Here is an 18,094-nt window from a genome sequence, read left to right as displayed (position 1 = left end):
AGGCTATATTTTGCAGTGTTTATTCTTGTTATGCCAATGAATCCCTAATGCGATTGATATCCAAATGCCTTTTACGTTCGCTAGCAGCCGTGCTTCTTACCCTATTTACCGGTTCTGCTATTGCCGATACACCAAACAAAGTATGCGCCTTGTACCCGCATCTTAAAGATTCTTACTGGTTGTCAGTCAACTATGGCATGGTTGATGAAGCTCAAAAGCAGAAACTAAATTTACGCGTCTTAGAATCTGGCGGTTATCCAAACCATGAACGCCAAAAAGAGCAACTGTCATTATGTGTCCGCTGGGGAGCCGATGCGATTATTTTAGGTACCGTGTCACCCGATCTATACTTTTCTGAACTAAACCAATATGTAGGTTCAACGCCTGTCTTTTCTGTAGTCAATCACCTTTTTTTGGATAAAACACAATCTCAATTACTGCAGGGTCAAGTCGGTGTCGATTGGTACTGGATGGGCTACTACGCAGGGAAATACCTTGCCGATAAGCACCCGAAGGGCAGTGGAACAACCAAAATAGCACTTCTGCTTGGTCCTAAAGTCAGCGGGGGCACAAAGCCAGTAACGCAAGGATTTTATAGTGCCATTAAAGACAGTGATATTGAGGTAATCGAAAGCTTATGGGCAGACAACGATAAAGAGCTACAACGCAACTTAGTCCAACAAGCGATTGATATTCCCGACATCAATTACATCGTAGGCAGTGCAGTGGCTATTGAAGCAGCTATTAGCGAATTAAGAACAACCGGCAAAACAGAGAATATTGGCTTAGTTTCTACCTACTTGAGTCACGGCGTTTATCGTGGGTTATTGCGTGGGCGAGTACAATTTTCCCCTACAGATAAAATGGTTCAACAAGGGCGTTTATCGATTCAGCAAGCGGCTGCTTTTTTGAATAATGAAACTTATCAAAAAAACGCAGCCCCCATCATTGAGCCGCTAACACCACATTCACTTAATAAGCAGATAATTGCAGATTCGTTATCCCCATCCGAATACAGGCCAACTTTTAGCGTAAAAGAGATTGAATAAAAGCGGCGATTTCGTTATTTAAAGTGCTTATTTAAAATATTAGGAACACTTCAATGCAAAACACGACTCGTACTATGCCTGCGCATAAACATGTCGCTCTCGTTGCTCATGATAACTGCAAGCCAGAATTACTTCGCTGGGTTAAAGAAAATAAAGAAAAATTGCAACGTCATTTTTTATACGCTACAGGTACAACCGGCAGTATGCTCAGTAAAGAAACGGGCTTGGCTATCAAAAGCATGATCAGCGGCCCTATGGGCGGCGATCAACAGATCGGTGCGCTTATCTCGGAAGGTAAAATTGATATATTGATCTTTTTCTGGGATCCACTCAACGCCGTTCCGCATGACCCTGATGTCAAAGCGCTATTACGAATTGCTAGCGTGTGGAATATTCCTGTCGCCACCAACCGCGCTAGCGCAAAATTTCTCTTTTCATCACAGCTAATTGAACAAGAAGTCGATATTGAAATTCCTGACTATCAGGCCTATCTCGCTGAGCGTATGTAACTGAATATTAAGTTAGCAACGTTGAGTTGAATGATAAACACTGCCCCCTAAATATAGGGGGCAGATCATTTCTGCTTCACAACAGGATAGTCACCCGATAACAATTCTCGCACGAACATCGAACCACTGCCGCTGTGTGTAATCCATACTTTCTCTTTAGCACGCGTTAACGCCACATAAAATAAACGTCGTTCCTCTGCATATGGGAAATCATCCGATGACTGAGCTAAAGCACCATCAATGTGCAGCGCTTTGACGCGAGCTGGGAACTGGCCTTCATCGACCCCGACAATAATAACAAAGTCAGCTTCTTTCCCTTTACTTGCATGACAAGTCATAAACTCAATATCAAGCGAGCGATAATGGTTTTGCCAATCCTTGAGCAATTCAGGTTTGTGGTAGTGGTTACGTCCTAACAGCAACACCGATTTCGTCTGGCTGGCCTGACGATTTAATTGATCCAAGATTTTCTCAAGATTACTGCTTGGCGCAATAAATACCGACTTTTGTTTTTGCTGCTTAAAACTATTGAGCGTTTTGCGAATTTGGTTCGGATTCACTTGGATAAATTGATTCGCCACCGCTCCCAACTGATCATTAAAGCGATACGTCGTATCGAGATTATGAACAGTCGAGTGTGGGAACCGTTCGGTAAAGCCCATGGTTAAGTCGACATCAGATCCTGCAAATTGATAGATGGATTGCCAATCATCGCCAACTGCGAACAAATTGCATGTTTGAGGGTTTTGGTCACACAAAGCTTGGATCAACGCCATACGTTGCGGCGAAACATCTTGATATTCATCAATCATGATAAATTTCCACGCCGACTTAAATTTGCCTTTTACAACATATTCAGTCGCACGGCTGATCATAATATTGAAATCAATCTGCTTCTGTTCTTTCAACATTTGTTGCCATGCTTGGTAGCAAGGCCAGCACAATGAAAGCTCGCTGTTAAGGCGCGTATAGTCATGGTGATCAATCAAACGTTGTTGTAGCTCTTTTTTCCCAAGGCCAAGCATCGCAAGTTGATCAAGTTGCTTTTCAAGCCACGCAATCAGCTTTGGATTTTCAACATGACTGCCTAGCTCATCATCACCGGCCAAATAAGCAATCGGCCAATTCGATAAATGCTTTTGCCAACGCTTGAAATTGGTTGGCGTCATCCAATGTTTTTTCAACCAGTCGACGCACCACGCTTGTTTTAAGTTACTATCTAAAGCAATCGGTGAAATAACAACATCACCATCTTCAACGTCATTTAGAATTTTCAAACCCAGTTGATGGAAGGTGTTAACACGCACCTGTTCAGCCGCCATACCAATACGAGCATCAATCCGCTGCTCCATTTCCTTTGCAGCATCACGACCAAATGCCACTAAAAGTAGCTCTTCAGCTTGAGCAAGGTGACTTTGCAGCAAATACGCAACACGTGCCGTCAATACACTGGTTTTACCTGAACCTGCGCCTGCTAAAATAAGGTTGTGATCATCATTAAGCAGCACTGCATATTGTTGGGAAAGATTGAGCGGTGAACGCTCTACTTGAGAAAATAACACTTCCCAATTTTTGCGCTCTGTTTCTAACCAACTTTGGTTACGCTCGGCGATACACGTTGACGGTTCCGTTAACCACGGCAATAACTTTTCAATTGCATCGGGTAAGCGCTGGTGAGCTTCTGTGAGATTCATCCCCATCGTCTGGAAATCATCTTCAACTTGAGCAATCCATGCATTTAATAAAGAGTGAGGCAAAAATGAAGGTAAACGCTTAAGGCGTTCAAGTTCGAGCTCCCAGCGAGGCAAATACTGGCTCAACTGTAAACACTGATGATGATGCCACTCTTGATAAGCGGCCACAGCAGTATGAGCAAACTGACGACATTGCGGCCAGGGTAACCCTTGTACTAACCAAGACTGCTGAATATCTTCTTCTTCATGAGCAAAAAACTGTAATGTTCCCCACACTAAGCCACGTTTAATTCGAACCTTACCGTTCCAAACATTAAATGGAATACGCTCTTCACTAACTGTGGAAGCAATGATCAAAAGTTCATGCTCTAGTTCAACTTGGTGGTATTCATTTTGAATTAGGTATTGTGCAGTCTTATTTGCGCTTAGCTGCATTGTTTTATGCTCTTTAATGACGGTGTAAGTATGATATACCAATCACTGTGGTCATTGAAAAATTAATGTCAATACTGCAATGCTTCTTTTCTCAGCAAGTAATCACTTTTCTTTATTTTGATCAGGGTCTTAGTTTAAGCTTCTGCTACACTAGTTTTTTATTTTTTATATGTTGAATAACCGTGCAGCTCTCAAGCAAATTGCGTCTACATTGGGCGAACAAAACAGTCAATTACAGCATTCTTATACTCCTCACCCTATTAGGAGTGGTGATACCAGCTTGGCATTTCGACTTAAATACTTGGATAACACCGCTTATCCTGGGTGTTATTGCAGCGGCATTGGCGGAAAGTGACGACAGTTTCACTGGTAGGATAAAGTCACTCACACTGACTTTTATCTGTTTTGCGATTGCGGCGTTTTCGATCGAATTTTTGTTTCATACACCAATTTTGTTCGCTACTGGGCTTTTTATCTCAACCTTTGGCTTTATCATTCTCGGAGCTATTGGTCCTCGTTATGCCAGTATTGCATTTGGTTCGCTACTCATTGCCATTTACACCATGCTGGGCGCGCATCAAAGCGTTAACCTCTGGTTCCAACCCGTACTGTTATTAACTGGAGCGGCTTGGTACTATTTTATGTCGATGATTTGGCACATCATTTGGCCAATGCAACCGGTACAACAAAGCTTAGCCAACGTATTTTTGCAACTAGCGAACTACCTTGAGTCGAAAAGTCATCTATTTCATCCAGTATCAGACTTAGTTCCACAGCCACATCGTATTGCCGAAGCGAATCTAAATGCTGCGACTGTCACCGCTTTAAACCAATGTAAAGCAACGCTACTAAGTCGTTCAAAACGTGGACACATCGATGGTGCTAGTGACCGTTTTCTAAATATCTACTTCTTAGCACAAGACATCCATGAACGTGTCAGTTCGACCCACTACCGCTATCAAGAATTAGCTGAGCATTTCGGGCGAACAGACGTTCTGTTTCGGTTTAAATATTTATTGGAAACACAAGCGACCGCATGTCGCGACATTGCCCAATCGATCCAACTGGGTCGCAGCTATCAGCACAGTTCAGAGTCCGTTATCGCGTTAGACGAATTACAAAGTTCACTCAATCACCTGCAAGAACAAAAACGCTCAGACTGGCGCATGCTGCTTGCTCAGTTAGGTTACCTGTTCAATAACTTAGCAACAGTAGAAAAACAGCTGAGCAACGTCAGTAATCCAGATATAAACAAGCCAGAAGAGGGCGTGCTGGATGATACCGAAGCGCATACATTGAAAGCGATGTGGTTGCGGGTAAAAGCTAACTTCAATAAAGATTCGATGTTATTTCGCCATGCCTTGCGTATGTCTATCGCACTGACTATTGGCTATGCCATTATCCAAGGTTTTGATATTGAGCGAGGCTATTGGATCTTACTGACCACTCTATTTGTCTGCCAACCAAACTATTCGGCAACACGTCAAAAACTCGCTGCTCGTATTATCGGGACGCTGGCTGGCCTGTTTATCGGTGTGTTACTGCTCACCTTCTTTCCCTCACAAGAAAGCCAATTGGTCTTTATCGTTTTATCTGGCGTGATGTTCTTTGCTTTCCGACTTAATAATTACGGATACGCTACTGGTTTTATTACCCTATTGGTTTTATTTTGTTTTAATCAATTGGGTGAAGGGTACGCGGTAGTACTGCCAAGGCTAGCTGATACGTTGATCGGCTGTGCATTAGCCGTTGCCGCAGTCGTCATGATTTTGCCAGACTGGCAATCCAAACGGTTACACAAAGTGATGGCTGAAGCGATAGATGCCAACAAAACGTATTTAGGGCAAATCATTGGGCAGTACCGCATCGGTAAAAAAGATAGCTTGAGCTACCGAATTTCCCGCCGAAATGCTCATAACCAAGATGCAAACTTAACAGCAGCTATTAGTAATATGCTGGTAGAACCAGGAAAATATAGGGCCGCTGTCGATGAAAGTTTCCGTTTTCTTACCTTAAACCATGCACTGTTGAGCTACATTTCAGCACTCGGTGCTCACCGAACGCGCATTGAAGATGAAACAACCCATCAATTGGTTTTAGAAACGCACCGCGTTATTCATCGTCATCTAGACATATTGCATAAGCAACTGTACGAGCATTGTGATGCATGTGATACCAGTGACATTGAAGATTCAGGATTAGAAAAAAGATTATCTGAATGGCGCGAAGAAGACGAAAATTCAGCCAGAATGGTACTCCAACAATTGCACCTTATTTACCGTATGCTTCCGGAGCTTCACTCGCTAGCCAGTAAATTCGCCGTAAGAGTCAACTAACACTCTGTCACAAAAATAAGAGCGCCTCTAGTTAAGTGCGCTCTTACTTTTTCCTTGTTGTAAACTGACATTGTTCGGACAAAAAAACACTTATCCGCCAATAACCTAGATTGAGAAATTTCTTACAGACACAGAGCAATGAAAGGAAATCAAGCTTATAGCAATCATAAGGACAATCATTTTTTTCTGGGAAAAGCCCCTATGACACATGTACAGTTTGAATCTTTAAAATCACAGTTGCATCACTTGACCCCTCAGCAACTGAGATCATTACAAAATGAAATCCAAAATTCACTTGAGAAGAGTTGTGACATCTTACTAACTGATGAAGAGATAAGTGTCATTTCGAGCTTATTTCGCAACCAATAGCACAGCTTGCTAAAATAGCAAACCAGACTTATGCTTGTAAGAGCAACGAGGGTGAGTCTATGGCAATATCAGCAGTTCATTCGGGTTATCAAATACTCAATCAGTCAGGAAAAATGGCTGATGAAGCGGCGCGTGAAATTAATATAGAGAAAGAGATCTCTCCCGTTGGTAAAGCCGATCAAGCCCTTTCTTTTAACAAAATCGAATATACAAGACCACCAGAAAAACCTCCGCAAGTAGATAGCTTAGTCAAATTAAATCAAGCAACCCAATACAGCCGCATTGGTACTAATGTCATTCAGCGAGATCAAGATATGATTGGTTCTCTGCTAGATATCCAAGTATAGCTTTCACCTCTCTCAAAAAATTAACATGCCGAGCAATAAACTGTAAGAGAAATTGAGCAAGCGTTGTGTTTACGCGCTTGATTAGTACAATGCCTGAAAATTCTTTATGACGATTCGCAATGCCTAAGTTAAATCTGCATCGACGAGACTATGTATCTGTTTTGGGTAATGACGTCTCTGCTCAACAATTAGAGCAAAAACTTCAGCCAAATATAGCCCGTCCGACACTGAAATTACCCCCAAGTCCTTATCTTACCGAGAAAAATGTACATCGCCGTTGGCAAGTACTTGATGAGCGAACGAACAAATCAGCGTTATTTGACCCTTCAACAGCACAAGATATGCTGTGCTATAGCAAAAATATCGAACATTTTATTGGTACAGTCAAAGTTCCGGTGGGTATTGCAGGCCCATTACGAGTAAATGGCTTGTTTGCCACAGATGATTATTTAGTCCCACTCGCCACAACAGAAGCCGCTTTGGTTGCTTCCTACAACCGTGGAGCCAACCTCATCACCGCAGCTGGTGGCGCTAGTGCTATGTTACTCAATGAAGGAGTAACTCGAACTCCCGGTTTCGCTTTCTATAATCTGGTTGAAGCTGGTCAATTTGTCGCATGGCTAGTGACACAATATGATTATTTTAAGCAAATAGCAGAATCGACCACTTCACACGGCAAACTCACTGATATCAACGTCAATATTGAGGGCAATCATGTCTACCTTGTGTTTGAATTTTTAACGGGCGATGCATCTGGCCAGAATATGGTAACCATTGCTACCAATGCCGTATTTCAAACCATTTTAGCCACAACACCTATCGCGCCAGAATATGCGTTTCTTGATGGCAATTTATCGGGTGACAAAAAAGCAAATAGCCAAACTTTGCGCAGTGTACGAGGTAAAAAAGTAACGGCTGAAATTCACCTATCAGCATCGTTAATCAACAAGTACCTACATACTACCCCACAAGCCATGATGCAGTTTGGTCAAATGACAACCGTTGGTGGTGCACTCAGCGGAACCATTGGTATTAACGCTCATTATGCCAACGCCCTTGCCGCTCTTTATATTGCATGTGGGCAAGATGCAGCGTGTGTTGCTGAATCAGCGGTGGGCATGACTCGTATGGAAGTCGATAAAAATGGCGATTTATACGCTAGCGTAACGCTGCCAAATTTGATGATAGGAACCGTTGGGGGCGGAACTGGCCTACCAAGCCAAAAAGCGTGTTTAGACATTCTCGGTCTGCATGGCACAGGGCAATCACAAGCGCTAGCAGAAGTTGCAGCAGCACTTTGCTTAGCTGGTGAACTTTCTATTGTAGGCGCGTTTTGCGCCGGGCATTTCTCACGCGCGCACCACAAACTCGCTCGCTAACAAACTAGCGCTCTCACGCTTTCAGTTTTTATTTTTATCAGGCCCTGCCATTACGCAGGGCCTTTTTTGTATTTCGGATTCAATTCAAACAATGATCAAGATCAAAATAAAAACACAAAAAACTAACCAAAACACTCACTTTATGTTTTCATACGAACATTAAAGAATAAAAACGAAAATAAAGGCATGCTCAATGAACAATATTTCTGTTTCAAACCCTAATGATAATGAACATGATGTGCTTGATCTTATTGTTGTGGGTGGTGGTATCAACGGTGCTGGTATTGCGACTGATGCTGCCGGTCGTGGACTGAAAGTTGGCTTATATGAAGCACAAGACTTTGCAAGCGCAACATCGTCAGCCAGTTCAAAACTCATTCATGGTGGCTTGAGATACCTTGAGCACTATGAATTTCGCCTTGTAGGAGAAGCCTTAGCAGAACGAGAGGTTCTACTTCGTAAAGCACCGCATATTGCCAGGCCAATGCGTTTTCGTCTGCCACACCGTCCTTTTTTAAGGCCAGCATGGATGATTCGCGCTGGCTTGTTTCTCTATGATCATTTGGGCAAACGAACATCACTTCCTGCGAGTAAAAAAATCACCTTGGAAGCTGGCAGTGTGACAAAACCTGACATGAAAGTGGGTTTTGAGTACTCAGACTGCTGGGTAGATGATGCACGTTTAGTTGTGCTAAATGCGATGCAAGCTCGTGAACTCGGTTCCGAGGTAAGAAATTATTGCCGAGTTGAATCAGCCAAACGTGTCGGTGACTTGTGGCAGGTCAGCTTGTTTGATGAAAGAACGCAGACCCATTTTATTCGTCAAAGTCATGCTTTAGTCAATGCGACTGGGCCATGGGTAAAGCAGTTTATTGATGATAAAATTGATATTAAATCACCTTATGGCATTCGATTGATCAAAGGTTCACATATCATCGTGCCGAAAATACACGATGAAGAACAAGCTTACATTTTGCAAAATGAAGACAAGCGGATCGTCTTTGTCGTTCCATACCTTGATCAATACTCAATGATTGGTACAACAGATGTAGAATACCAAGGCGACCCCCGTCAGGTGGCTATCAGTGGCGAAGAAAAGCGCTACTTACTGGAAGTCGTCAATAAGCACTTTGTGCACCAAATTGGGTTAGAAGATATAGTTGCTGACTTTAGTGGCGTTCGACCACTTTGTGATGATGAATCTGACTCACCACAAGCGATCACTCGTGACTATACTTTGTCTCTTGACCAATCTGCTGATAACGCGCCTCTTCTGTCCATTTTTGGTGGTAAACTAACCACTTATCGTAAGCTAGCCGAATCGGCAATGGGCCATTTAAAACCATTTTTCAATCAAATGTCCGGCAGTTGGACCGCTGATAAAGCACTCCCCGGCGGGGAAGATTTTTATCCAGTACAACTGAGACAACATCTTGAACAACAGTTTCCACAACTAGAAAGCAGCACAATCAAACGCTGGGTCACCAATTATGGTAGCCATGTTAAAGTGATGCTTGATGGCGTTAATAGTGCAACAGAACTTGGCATAGATTTCGGTGAAGGTCTCTATCAACAAGAGGTCGATTATTTGGTCCACTACGAATTTGCGGCTACCGCCGAAGATATCATCTGGCGTCGCAGTAAGTTAGGATTAACGTTAACCAAACCACAACTTCAACAGCTCGAAGAATATCTTGTTTATTTGCAGCAAGATAATGATAAACGCATCAGTGCCTGAAAGTTAATGTGGATAGGTAGCAGATGATTTGACGTAAGCTCTTAGAAACCTCACATTCTAAGAGCTTTTTCCTTGATCTTAGTAGTTCAGACATACATCACGAGTTATAGTTAACATATGTCAATGTAGCAGCGTGACGTCAATGCCGATACCAAATACAAACCTAATTGAGTTACTCCGGCTTCTCAAACCCGGTATGAAAATGATGGCTAATATAGAATTCGGACCTGAAGATTCTTATAGCTTTTCAACCTCGGTTGTTGGATATAAGCGAGATCGCTATGCGTTACTCGATATGCCAACCAAAGTGCAAGAAGATTTAGTAATGCGTAAAATAGTCAATGTCCAAGTCACCCTTCGTGGTATCTGTGACACTGAGTTTGGCCATATTCTTGCGTTTAAATCGACAATCATTCGCTCGATGTCCAAACCTATTGGGTTATTTTTCATTCGCTTCCCCAACCACTTTGTAACCAAAGCAATTCGAGAGCATGAACGTTATAAATTGTCGCTTCCTGCTACGATTACTGACAATGAACGAAAAATAAAGGCAAAATTGGTCGACTTTTCCATTTCGGGGTGTGCTCTGTTTATCACAACAACTAACGACTTAGAAAAAGAAACGATAATTAATGTGAAGTCAGCTTTAACACCGCTACTACCTAGTGATTTAACCAGCCAAATTATTAGCATTCGTTCTCACGAGAATGGATATTTGGTTGGTGTTAAGTTTACACAACCAATCGAGATGACACCTGAACTAAAACAAGAAGTGCTCGAACACTCTTTTATGGCAGGCTTAACTTCTCAGGTTACGATTTAAATTAACCCGTTGTTGCTGAAAGTGACTAAATGCAGCATGCAGTGCTTTTTCTTTGATCGGTTTGACGATCACATACTCAGCGCCAGCCTTAAGAAACGCTTCACTGGTTGACGGCATGCCATCGGCAGTACAAGCATAAACTGGCGTATCTAACCCCAATTCATACTTAATCAATTGTGTAGTCTCCACACCGCCTAAGTATGGAAGTTGGTTATCCATGAGAATAAGGTCTACCCTATGCTCCTTCAAATAATCAATTGCTTGTAGACCATCTTCAACCCAAATCACTTCCATTTTATATTTCTTGCAAAAAGCTTGGGCAATAAAAGCGTTGGTATGGTTATCTTCAACAAGTAAAACTTTGATCGTACTTTCAAACATGTTGCTTGGCAGTACGCCTTCAGCAGTAAACGCATCATGGGAGGCATGACCTAAGGTAAGTGGCAACTCAATATAAAACCGCGTCCCCACACCAAATTGACTTTCAACGCTAATGCAACCACCTAACATCTCAACCAAACTCTTCACTATCGCAAGCCCTAAACCACTTCCTCCATATTCACGAGTTGTATTCGATTCTGCTTGCATAAAGGGCTCAAAAATTGATTCAAGATCTTGTTCTTTAATGCCAATGCCAGTATCAGACAAAGCAATGTGCAGATAATCTAAATCGTTGACTTGCTTGTGAAGAAATTCGACGCAAATAGAACCTTGATGGGTGAACTTGGTTGCATTATTTAACAAGTTAAAAAGAATTTGGTTTAAACGCACCTGGTCACTATGGATAACCATATCTGATGCAATATTTCCTTCGATCTTGAAGTCGATCTTTTTCGCTGCACAAAGTGGACGGTAGATACTCTCAACCGCAGAAATCACTTCAACCAATTTAAAATTAGCCTCTTGAATCCTAAATTGACCTTGTTCAATTTTAGAAAAATCGAGGATATCATTGAGTACCGCCAGTAAATGCTCGCCACTATTGCATAGCACATCCACTTGCTCACGCTGCTCTTGGCTATGAACGGTTCGCTTGAGTAATTGGGATACCCCTAAAATACCATTTAATGGCGTTCGCAGTTCATGACTCATTTTTGCTAAGAATTCGGCACGAATTCTGGCCGTTTCTTCCGCCTCTTGCCTTGCAAGGCGACTCTGTTTGGCTGCTTCAGCAATGGTCGTAATGTCCTGTCCTTGGGTAATGATCGATTCAATTTCTTGTTCAAACACTATTGGCGACAAATTCCAGCGGAAAACTTTATTCCCCACCTCTACATTCACTTCACGGAAAGTTTCTTCTTTCGCCGCTTGGCGTATTTTAGGTTGTAGTTCCAATTGTAAAGCGTCAAATAGACACTCCTGATTCTCATTCAGGTGCATAAAATGCTTTTGCGCAGACGGATTCATTTTGATCGGTTGACCGTCGATGTCCCATACAATAATGGGGGAAAGTGAGAAATTGAACAGATCTTCAAACTGTTTTTCTTGCTCAGACAGGAGCTTAAAAGTGTGCTCTAGCGTTCGTCCAAAATGATCAAATTCATAAATTTTAGAACCTGAAAATAGCTCATAACTACCGATTTCTGCCGCCTTATGGGTGTAAATCATCAAACTACTGATTTCGTTCTTAACTCGTCGGTGTAGCCACCAGCGAGTTAACACCGATATACACGCCATTGCAATTAAGGCGAAAACCATCCAAAAATAGAAATTATCGCGTAATTTGAGTACATTCTCATTACTTTGAACACTGAGCACATCAATATAAATAGGCACACCTTCAATCGTCAAATTAGTGCGACTAACGATAAGCTCTTCAAAATCATCTTGGTTGATGCTATCAGCTAACACATCATTTTCAGAGTAGATTTCATTGCCGTTGAGCGTTGAAGCTAAGATATTTTCACCAGCCGTAATGAGTAAGTTTTCTGAGTTACTGCCATCTCGTAATGTTTCAGCTAATATGAAATTATTATTCAATACAGTAGCAATATGCAGTAAACCAACCACTTCACCAGACACCAAATCAATAATTGGTGAACGCCTAGCCATCAAATAAATCGACCCAGACTTAATCATATGCCAGTTGCTACTGAGCGCAATCTTACGGGCCATTTTCGCTAAATCTAGTCGTGCTATACCATAAAATTGAGCGTTACCATCTTCCCATATCAACTCATCAACATTCGAAATAAAGCGAATATCTGGAGTATTGATAGGTTCAAGCTGATCTACTCCCAGAAAGTAGAGATCCAATAATTGATTACTGTCTTGGCGGATGGCTTTCACTAAATTAGCATTCTTTGCACTGCTATCTTGATTAATTTGTAACAATGAAAGTCGAAAATTAAACAGATTTTGAATCAAACGAGAAGTTTGTACCGCTGTTCGCTGCACTTCTTGAGCAATGATATTGCTACTGATCTGATAGCTTTGAAATAACACACTCAACGTCAATATACCGATCACAGCGATAACCGACTTGGTAATCAGAGTGGCTATTTTCTGCTTTTTTTTAACGCTGCTAGATCTTAAACTCATCGTCAGATCAACCGTTAACGGTCTGAGTAACGAAATGCACGTTGTTTGAGCATTTCAATGTGCTGAGGCGGAACATCTTGGGTGACCACTTCAAAACCTCCCGAATACACTGTCGGAACGGGCTTACCTTCTAGATCCCACTTGATGGCTTCAGCCATCGCAATACCTGTATCATCATTGATACGCATCACAGTGACATCAAGCGTTCCATTTTGTATCGCTTCTAGTTCAGCCGATCCCCCACCCCAACCGTTTAATTTAATATCTTCTCTATGGTGAAGTTTCAAAGCATCCATAGCTCCTAATGCTACATCAGTAGCACAAGCGTATATAAAGTCTATGTGTGGTGTTTTTTCAAGAAGAGCTATGGTGGCATCAAACGCACTCTCGCGAGTTGCCTTGGTATAAAAGGAAGAGACTAACTGATAGTTATCATCGTGGGTCATTTCTTGAATAAACGTATCACCGCGAGCATCACTTACATACCCTTCAGAAAAATAAAGCACAGCATAAGAACCTTGAGCCGGTATTGTTTTCTTATAGTAATCCGCTAGCTGCATTGCACCCGTTTTATGATCAAAACCCACATACATAAAAGGTTGCCTATCAGCCCAGCTTTTCAAGGGTGTGGTGATGTTTTGTAATATGATTTTAGTTTTTTTAGCACTTTGAATTTGCTCAATAAACTTACGGTGGCGAGTGGTGTCGAGGGTGAAAATCAAATAATCGGACTTATTTTTAATCGCTTCTATCAAAGAAAGGCTTTGTTGGCGAATATCAACATTAGGGCGAGTAAATACCTGATTAATTTGATAATTAATACCTAATTCATCTAATCGCATTTCAAATGCTTTGATATTACGGATCCAATAATCAGAAACTTGCTGTCCAGGGTACACGACCGAAATATTAACTGGCTTGGTTTGCTTTTTAGAAAGTGGGATCGGAGCATGACTGACCGTTTCAGTCATCTTGTTAGTTAAAATTTTTTGCTCTGGATTCAGATCCAAAAACTCTTGATACTGCCAGTAACCATTTAAGAGTTGAGCAGAAGCCTGAGCCGTCATCAGTAATGCAAAACTTAAGACTAAAAAATTGAGCAAAATTTTTTTCATGGAATTCTCTATACCAGATTCAGAATTTAAACAAATAATGATCGACTTAACCCTGATAAAATATACAAACGCTGCTGTTTTATATTTCACAAAACAAAATGCAGCATATCGTATTGATTATCAAACATGTGTTATACAAATGATAGTGCAAGCCTTCAAAAAAACTGGCTTGCACTGATAACTGCTCAATTACCAAGCACCATTTATCCGATCGATTTAAAAGGTAAAAGCTAAATTACCTGAAACACCAAATTGGTTGTCTCCCGCGTAGTTACCTGCAAGATCAAAGCTCACTAAATCCCCCGGACTGATGCCAATACCAAAAGTAAACGCATCATCTAATGTATCTTCAAGATCCATTTCATAACCGGCTCGTAATTGCACCCAACCCCAAGCATTCCCTTCTACCCCAAAACGTAGATATTGTGTGTCATCTTTTAGATTTTTGAATCGCTCTTGTTTAGTCGCATCGATGTCGATAGCAGCCGAAAATAATTCTGTGACGTATCCACCAGAGAAGGTAACCTGCGTATCAAGTTGATAGGCGCTGATGCCATCAATAGTTTTCAACTCCTGAGCAAAAAGGTCCTTAACGGCGACACCAATACGAAAGTTATCTATGAGCCAAATAGCACCAAAATCGAGATTAAAAGCGTTATCGTTGGTTTCACTCTTATCATAATCTGACAAGTCAAAATCTTTGACCGAAACCGTTTGCTTGTAGGTCCTAAGCTGTTGAATTTTAGGGGTAATACCAAATGACAATTGCTGACCAGCCAAGATATACATTTTAGCCATGGCCACACCAAATTCAGAATAACCAAACGCAATTAAGTCAACCGTTGAGTTTTGGTAGCGGTTTTCAACAGCAGCGATACTGTCGCCACCATTGGCAGCAATGTCTGACCGAGAAATAACTTCAGCGTAGCCACGTGCAAAAATATTCAGCGACAAAACATCGAGTGGAACAGCGACCGCCATGCCAACACCAGCAGAAACCGCCAAAGGTTTATCATCAGCTAATTGATCTAGGTAACTGTTCAGTTGTGTAACATTACTCTGATTTGGGTTACTGGTGTTTTCGAAAGTCTTGATGCTGTCTTGTAAGTCGTCAATTGTCTCAAGGCTTTTGTCAGGATCTCTTGCAGTTGCACCAATTGCAGGGAAAAGCACACCAAAAGTATCGCGGTCACGGTAGACTGCAACCAGTGCTGGGTTATAAAACGGAGCAATTAAGTAGTCCGCGGTTGTGACGCCAGTATTCCCCATGCCATTACCGCGCGCATCGGCTACTGTATTCGCCGATTGTACAGATGCCGAAGACAATATAAGCAATGCTACCACAGACCATTTTTTGTATGTATCCATCATTATCAACCTTGTTTTAGTCGTCCTATGAACAAGGTTAATACAGTTTTACAATTCAGACACAAAATTAGAGGATGCAGCTCTCATTTTGACTTAGGAAGGGAGATCTGTCGGAAAATAAAACGGTTCTTGGGTTATGACCAACTGTTCTTTTTGTCGTTTGTTGAGCTTTTTTATCGCTAGCTCAATTTTGAGAGCGTGGCTTTTACTGCCCCCTAAACTCTGTGACCACACCAATTGCAACGGCCCCTTGCCACGTAATGCCTTAGCACCTTTACCCGCTTGGTGCTGGGCGAAACGTCTTTTAATATCAGTCGTAATACCGCAGTACAACGACTGATGACGAGTCCTAATCAAATACACCCACCAATTAGAACTCATATCGTACGATTCAGGCATTGCTTAGATTAAACTTTCAACTAGCGTTCTTAAATCTTCCAATTCAGTTTTTAATGCATTAACTTCTTGCTCTAATTCATCAATGCGAGACGTATCAGCGTCAGTCGATACAACGCTATTGGCTTGTGAAAAAGCGTCTAAGTCAACTTCACCCGAAAACAAATGTTGGTAGCGTGACTCACGCTTACCAGCTTCACGAGGTAATTTTACGACCAAAGCTCCAGACTCACGACTAGCTAGGCTATCCAATACCGCTTCGACTTCTTTTACATCCGTAAAATGACATAAACGAGCAGTACGAGTGCGTAATTCCCCTGGTGTTTGTGCTCCACGCAACAACATACAACAGACTAATCCAAGTTCTTGCTCCGTCAGTTTTAGGTCACCAAATTCGGTGTTACAAAAACGGTGCTGAAATTTACTTACCCGGCTATTGAATGCACTTTCATCGCTAACTAAACGACGAGCAACCAAGCCTTCAACGGCATCTTGTACCTCTGCATCGCTTAAAGATAATACTGGTTCACGGTTACTTTTTTGGTTACAAGCAGTAGTTAAACTATTGAGGGTTAATGGGTAATAATCCGGAGTTGTGACTTCTTTTTCGATCAAACAACCAATGATCCTTGCTTCAAGGGGAGAAAGCTCAATATTCATTATCATTTCCTTCTTCTAAGGGGGATTCCCTTATTATCACCACGCTCAATGCTCTAGCAACAGTGAAATACGGGTCACATTCCCATTTTCATCAATCATCACTATTTTAGCGCGGCTTAGCTCTAATTCAGTCATTTCTAGTTTTTCACGCTCACTAACATAAGCTTCGCGCAATTTGACATTATGATGTGACTCTTCTGGTGCGTACTCAATTTGTGGTACTACAATTTCTGAAAGTTGCATCTTTATATAATTACATTGTCATCTGAAGCGCACATCATATAGCGCAAAACCTTATCAGTACAATCACTAGTCGTTAGTGTGGCTATTTATTGGTCAAGTTAACGCTAGGATTGATCTAAAGACTGTTACGAGGCCGCCCAATATGATTTAATCATTGGCAGTCTACATTTAAGCTAGGAAGAGAACTTATGAGTATTGTATTTGAAATCGTTAGCCAAGCTCGCCGTAAAAACAAGCTAAAGCGTGAACTGCTAGACAACGAAAAAAAAGTTCGCGACAACCGTAAAAGAGTAGAACTTTTAGAGAACCTGCTTGATTACATCAAACCTAACATGACTTATCAGGAAATCATGGAAATCGTCACTAACATGAAAGCCGATTATGAAGATCGCGTTGATGATCACATCATTAAAAGTGCAGAGATTTCAAAAGAACGCCGTGACATCAGTCGTCGTATTAGCGAACTGACTAATCAAGATAAACAGATGACACAAGGTAAGAAATAAAGCGAACGCTTTTCTATCTTTTAAAACCCGCTTTAATGCGGGTTTTTCTTTTTTGAATAATTCACAAAATCAATCAATAATTATATCAACAAAAGCTGTGATTATTTTTATGTGAGAGGCATTAAACGTTTGCGTAATCGCTAACCTTCACCGAACCTGATTTTGAGCCTTTCATCACAGATTAGCTATTGCTATATTTATACACAGTTAAACAATTATGACCATTCGAGGCAGGGAGCTTCCTCAATTATCTCACGACGAGAAGATTGGTACCGACACTGACACTGTTCGGCATATTAAAAAGGGTCAAATTATGGAAATGAACGTGATTGAAATTTTAGGTTATGCTGCTTCGATCATGGTAGCCATATCTCTCACTATGAAAGATATCGTTAAGCTACGTATTCTTAACTTCGTGGGTTGTGCGCTGTTTACCGCTTACGGCTTGATGATTGATGCATGGCCAGTCGTCTTAACTAATAGCTTTATCGCTTGTGTTAATGTCTACTTCCTGGTCAAAATGCAACAGGAAAAAAAAACAGCTGAAGCGAAAAATGCCGCGTAAATAAGCAATAGAACGCATTTA

General features: G+C 41.5%; 16 protein-coding genes. 9 read left to right on the top strand and 7 right to left on the bottom strand.

The genetic code is table 11. The features are described from left to right. Positions 1 to 47 precede the first annotated feature (47 nt). Together torT and MCT08_RS15365 are read left to right on the top strand one after the other, a co-directional pair. A complete protein-coding gene (gene torT, locus MCT08_RS15370; protein WP_274678797.1) occupies positions 48 to 1,049 on the top strand; it encodes a TMAO reductase system periplasmic protein TorT in 1,002 nt (333 codons plus the stop codon). Between the two features lie 53 nt (positions 1,050 to 1,102). Continuing rightward, positions 1,103 to 1,558 (top strand): methylglyoxal synthase, encoded by a 456-nt coding sequence (locus MCT08_RS15365; RefSeq protein ID WP_053310561.1) that lies wholly within the window; start codon positions 1,103 to 1,105, stop codon positions 1,556 to 1,558. Between the two features lie 65 nt (positions 1,559 to 1,623). On the opposite strand, the gene helD is transcribed toward MCT08_RS15365, so the two are convergent. Further along, a complete protein-coding gene (helD, locus tag MCT08_RS15360; protein WP_274678796.1) occupies positions 1,624 to 3,687 on the bottom strand; it encodes a DNA helicase IV in 2,064 nt (687 codons plus the stop codon). Positions 3,688 to 3,869: 182 nt separating this feature from the next. Here helD and yccS point away from each other — a divergent pair, with 182 nt between their 5' ends. The 5 genes from yccS (at position 3,870) to MCT08_RS15335 (ending at position 10,679) form a co-directional block, all read left to right on the top strand. After that, positions 3,870 to 6,023, top strand: a complete 2,154-nt coding sequence (yccS, locus tag MCT08_RS15355; RefSeq protein ID WP_274678795.1) for a YccS family putative transporter — start codon at positions 3,870 to 3,872, stop codon at positions 6,021 to 6,023. A gap of 428 nt (positions 6,024 to 6,451) precedes the next feature. Beyond that, on the top strand, positions 6,452 to 6,739 hold the full coding sequence (locus MCT08_RS15350; RefSeq protein WP_053310557.1) for a hypothetical protein: 288 nt from the start codon (positions 6,452 to 6,454) through the stop codon (positions 6,737 to 6,739). Between the two features lie 119 nt (positions 6,740 to 6,858). Then, complete coding sequence (locus tag MCT08_RS15345) at positions 6,859 to 8,118, top strand: hydroxymethylglutaryl-CoA reductase (RefSeq protein ID WP_274672979.1); 1,260 nt, start codon at positions 6,859 to 6,861, stop codon at positions 8,116 to 8,118. Between the two features lie 202 nt (positions 8,119 to 8,320). Then, positions 8,321 to 9,856, top strand: a complete 1,536-nt coding sequence (gene glpD / locus MCT08_RS15340; protein ID WP_425609365.1) for a glycerol-3-phosphate dehydrogenase — start codon at positions 8,321 to 8,323, stop codon at positions 9,854 to 9,856. A 142-nt stretch (positions 9,857 to 9,998) separates the two neighbouring features. Then, a complete protein-coding gene (locus MCT08_RS15335; RefSeq protein ID WP_261916225.1) occupies positions 9,999 to 10,679 on the top strand; it encodes a PilZ domain-containing protein in 681 nt (226 codons plus the stop codon). Here the strand turns inward: MCT08_RS15335 and luxQ are convergent. From luxQ to MCT08_RS15305, 6 genes are all read right to left on the bottom strand, one after another. Continuing rightward, on the bottom strand, positions 10,656 to 13,220 hold the full coding sequence (luxQ, locus tag MCT08_RS15330; RefSeq protein ID WP_274678793.1) for a quorum-sensing autoinducer 2 sensor kinase/phosphatase LuxQ: 2,565 nt from the start codon (positions 13,218 to 13,220) through the stop codon (positions 10,656 to 10,658). The two genes, MCT08_RS15335 and luxQ, sit on opposite strands and share 24 nt — an antisense overlap. A 14-nt stretch (positions 13,221 to 13,234) precedes the next feature. Continuing rightward, entirely contained in the window at positions 13,235 to 14,335 is a 1,101-nt protein-coding gene (locus MCT08_RS15325; RefSeq protein WP_274678792.1) for an autoinducer 2-binding periplasmic protein LuxP, read from the bottom strand. Between the two features lie 216 nt (positions 14,336 to 14,551). Further along, positions 14,552 to 15,703: a conjugal transfer protein TraF gene (locus tag MCT08_RS15320; RefSeq protein ID WP_261916327.1), complete on the bottom strand. Its 1,152-nt coding sequence runs from the start codon at positions 15,701 to 15,703 to the stop codon at positions 14,552 to 14,554. 93 nt (positions 15,704 to 15,796) lie between these two features. Next, a complete protein-coding gene (locus MCT08_RS15315; protein WP_168524527.1) occupies positions 15,797 to 16,102 on the bottom strand; it encodes a GIY-YIG nuclease family protein in 306 nt (101 codons plus the stop codon). Between the two features lie 3 nt (positions 16,103 to 16,105). Further along, positions 16,106 to 16,759, bottom strand: coding sequence for a YceH family protein (locus tag MCT08_RS15310; RefSeq protein ID WP_168524526.1), 654 nt, complete (start codon positions 16,757 to 16,759; stop codon positions 16,106 to 16,108). A 45-nt stretch (positions 16,760 to 16,804) separates the two neighbouring features. Further along, positions 16,805 to 17,002: a hypothetical protein gene (locus tag MCT08_RS15305; RefSeq protein ID WP_053310547.1), complete on the bottom strand. Its 198-nt coding sequence runs from the start codon at positions 17,000 to 17,002 to the stop codon at positions 16,805 to 16,807. A 188-nt stretch (positions 17,003 to 17,190) separates the two neighbouring features. On the opposite strand from MCT08_RS15305, the gene MCT08_RS15300 reads away from it, so the two are divergent. Then, entirely contained in the window at positions 17,191 to 17,508 is a 318-nt protein-coding gene (locus MCT08_RS15300) for a DUF496 family protein (RefSeq protein ID WP_053310546.1), read from the top strand. Positions 17,509 to 17,821: 313 nt separating this feature from the next. Next, positions 17,822 to 18,073, top strand: coding sequence for a YgjV family protein (locus MCT08_RS15295; protein ID WP_053310545.1), 252 nt, complete (start codon positions 17,822 to 17,824; stop codon positions 18,071 to 18,073). The last annotated feature ends 21 nt before the right edge of the window (positions 18,074 to 18,094 follow it).

It is taken from the genome of Vibrio aestuarianus (genome assembly GCF_028858425.1).
In the GTDB taxonomy this organism is placed as follows: domain Bacteria; phylum Pseudomonadota; class Gammaproteobacteria; order Enterobacterales; family Vibrionaceae; genus Vibrio; species Vibrio aestuarianus.
The sequence above is the reverse complement of the archived record's forward strand: the minus strand, read 5'-3'. Positions and strand labels throughout refer to the sequence as shown.

Coding starts and splice junctions, on each gene's coding strand:
- MCT08_RS15320 (WP_261916327.1), bottom strand. CDS start 15,703: ATGGATACATACAAAAAATGGTCTGTGGTAGCATTGCTTATATTGTCT.
- MCT08_RS15345 (WP_274672979.1), top strand. CDS start 6,859: ATGCCTAAGTTAAATCTGCATCGACGAGACTATGTATCTGTTTTGGGT.
- luxQ (WP_274678793.1), bottom strand. CDS start 13,220: ATGAGTTTAAGATCTAGCAGCGTTAAAAAAAAGCAGAAAATAGCCACT.
- torT (WP_274678797.1), top strand. CDS start 48: ATGCGATTGATATCCAAATGCCTTTTACGTTCGCTAGCAGCCGTGCTT.
- MCT08_RS15315 (WP_168524527.1), bottom strand. CDS start 16,102: ATGCCTGAATCGTACGATATGAGTTCTAATTGGTGGGTGTATTTGATT.
- MCT08_RS15300 (WP_053310546.1), top strand. CDS start 17,191: ATGAGTATTGTATTTGAAATCGTTAGCCAAGCTCGCCGTAAAAACAAG.
- MCT08_RS15335 (WP_261916225.1), top strand. CDS start 9,999: ATGCCGATACCAAATACAAACCTAATTGAGTTACTCCGGCTTCTCAAA.
- helD (WP_274678796.1), bottom strand. CDS start 3,687: ATGCAGCTAAGCGCAAATAAGACTGCACAATACCTAATTCAAAATGAA.
- MCT08_RS15365 (WP_053310561.1), top strand. CDS start 1,103: ATGCAAAACACGACTCGTACTATGCCTGCGCATAAACATGTCGCTCTC.
- MCT08_RS15305 (WP_053310547.1), bottom strand. CDS start 17,002: ATGCAACTTTCAGAAATTGTAGTACCACAAATTGAGTACGCACCAGAA.
- MCT08_RS15325 (WP_274678792.1), bottom strand. CDS start 14,335: ATGAAAAAAATTTTGCTCAATTTTTTAGTCTTAAGTTTTGCATTACTG.
- MCT08_RS15350 (WP_053310557.1), top strand. CDS start 6,452: ATGGCAATATCAGCAGTTCATTCGGGTTATCAAATACTCAATCAGTCA.
- MCT08_RS15310 (WP_168524526.1), bottom strand. CDS start 16,759: ATGAATATTGAGCTTTCTCCCCTTGAAGCAAGGATCATTGGTTGTTTG.
- MCT08_RS15295 (WP_053310545.1), top strand. CDS start 17,822: ATGGAAATGAACGTGATTGAAATTTTAGGTTATGCTGCTTCGATCATG.